The organism is Pedobacter sp. ASV28, assembly GCF_016428855.1.
Lineage (GTDB): Bacteria > Bacteroidota > Bacteroidia > Sphingobacteriales > Sphingobacteriaceae > Pedobacter.
Genome location: NZ_JAELTN010000126.1, coordinates 1 through 1,802, shown reverse-complemented (window position 1 = coordinate 1,802; position 1,802 = coordinate 1). Strand labels below are relative to the sequence as shown.

At 33.2% G+C, this 1,802-nt stretch carries 2 protein-coding genes; both read right to left on the bottom strand.

The window, feature by feature from the left end; translation table 11 throughout:
• Positions 1 to 94 precede the first annotated feature (94 nt).
• Positions 95 to 880, bottom strand: a complete 786-nt coding sequence (locus tag JHD79_RS22460; protein WP_199121593.1) for a hypothetical protein — start codon at positions 878 to 880, stop codon at positions 95 to 97.
• On the bottom strand, positions 880 to 1,674 hold the full coding sequence (locus JHD79_RS22455) for a hypothetical protein (protein WP_199121592.1): 795 nt from the start codon (positions 1,672 to 1,674) through the stop codon (positions 880 to 882). Before JHD79_RS22455 ends, JHD79_RS22460 begins: the two co-directional genes overlap by 1 nt.
• Positions 1,675 to 1,802: the final 128 nt, after the last annotated feature.

The window sequence follows — 1,802 nt, the reverse complement described above, 5'->3', positions numbered from 1 at the left end:
TTAGCATCATTGTTCAAACCTGCTGCATCTATAAAATTCTCAGTTTCCTTATCATAGGTCTGGTGTAGCCAACCTTTACTTATCATTCCGTGCATTATATGTTGTATTTAAGTTTAAGATAGGTTTGAACTTGTGATATTTCTCCCCTTGAAGTAACTCTGTCAAATAAAATAATTTCCATACAATCGCCACTTATAAAACTATCTACAATATGCCCCCCACCTGAATAAGCGTAAACTCTACTTCCTAAACTAACAGCGTTATTACCATAAGGTAAACGATAATCTACCGCAACTGATATAGGAGTAAGACCATTATATGTTATAGATAATACCGACAAACTACTTTGTGAATAGACTTTTAAATCATTGCCATTGAAAACTTGTGTAACAATATTCACTAAAGGATTTCTAAATCTATTATCACTAAGTAGTAGCGGCCTAAGTGTTGTTGTATCAGGGATTATCATAATTCCTAGATTTTGCGCTGTTTGAAAAGCACCTCCACTATTTCCTGTATTCCCTTGTTGTACTGTCCCAAATTGAGAAGATAGCGTCACAAATATCATTGTTCTTCCAGTACCTCCAAACAAATTAAAACTTGGTGTTCTTAAATTTTCTATAGCTAAAGAAGTAAAATCAGTAGCTGTAAACCTTATGCAATTACCATAAGTATTTGTTTGAAATTTAGGTGTAGTAACAATTGGTGTTGGATTTATATTAGTTGGTTTAGTAGCATTTCTACCGTTACTGCTAATATCTACCCAAGTATTTACATCTGCATTTATTGATGGTTGGGTAACGCCATAACCATTCACATGGTCAGCATTTAACCAACAACTTGGATTTAAATCACTTATATACTCTTCTAGTGCGTTCATTATCTTCCTATACTCCTATTTGCTGTGTAAATATCATGTGAGAAAATCTTAGTATTCAATACACTACTTATTCCATTAGTTATTGCAAATAATCCGTGGGTATTATTTGAAAAAAAGGAAGGAGTATTAGTTCCTAACGAGGGATTGTTATTATTATAGCATAATATATAAATATCTGCATTTATACTAATATTGCTTAGAGAGGTATTATCTGAAATTAATTCTATCCCATTTCTTGCTAAACTTCTTATGTTAACATTTGGTATCTTATTTGCTATTTGTGAGCCTTTTATTGGAGATGTAACTAATGTTATGAATTGCCCAAAAGAAAAAGTCTGTGAACTTGTAAAATTATAAAAAGGTCTTAATTGAAAACTATTTGTATCACCTCCTGATGAACTATAAGCCCCTATAGAAGCTCTCTGACCGCTAGTCCCTGTATTATAAGCATATATACCCATCATCAATCCACTAGATAAATTAAATTGTGTAGTTTTTATACCTGTATTACCATAACCTGTAGTCCCATCGCTCTGCATTCCATTAGATGAATGTGTAACTACGCCAAACCAATTAACCTGATATTGAGCAGGGTTTAAAAAATTAAAACTGTGACTAGTTGCTGTACCTCCAACAATAGGATATACTGCTCCTGTTGTAATATCCGCTTTCTTACAAGCGACATCTATCTGATGAAGATACTGCAAATAGAGCGGAACATTTCTAATATTCCCACTTACATCTGCTGCATCTACAAAATTTGAAACTCTTGGTGAATAACTTAGTTGTATCATATTACCATCTCCTTATCTTATTATCATCTACAGCTAGGTAAGTAAAAACACCGTCATCATGTAACTGACCTTTTAGCATAATCTTACCGTTCGCAGGAGTTAAAGTAGCCCTGTTACTTGTCCATGTT

What these genes read in the sequence shown, in the direction of transcription:
- JHD79_RS22455 (WP_199121592.1), bottom strand. Translation starts at nt 1,674, where the DNA reads ATGATACAACTAAGTTATTCACCAAGAGTTTCAAATTTTGTAGATGCA.
- JHD79_RS22460 (WP_199121593.1), bottom strand. Translation starts at nt 880, where the DNA reads ATGAACGCACTAGAAGAGTATATAAGTGATTTAAATCCAAGTTGTTGG.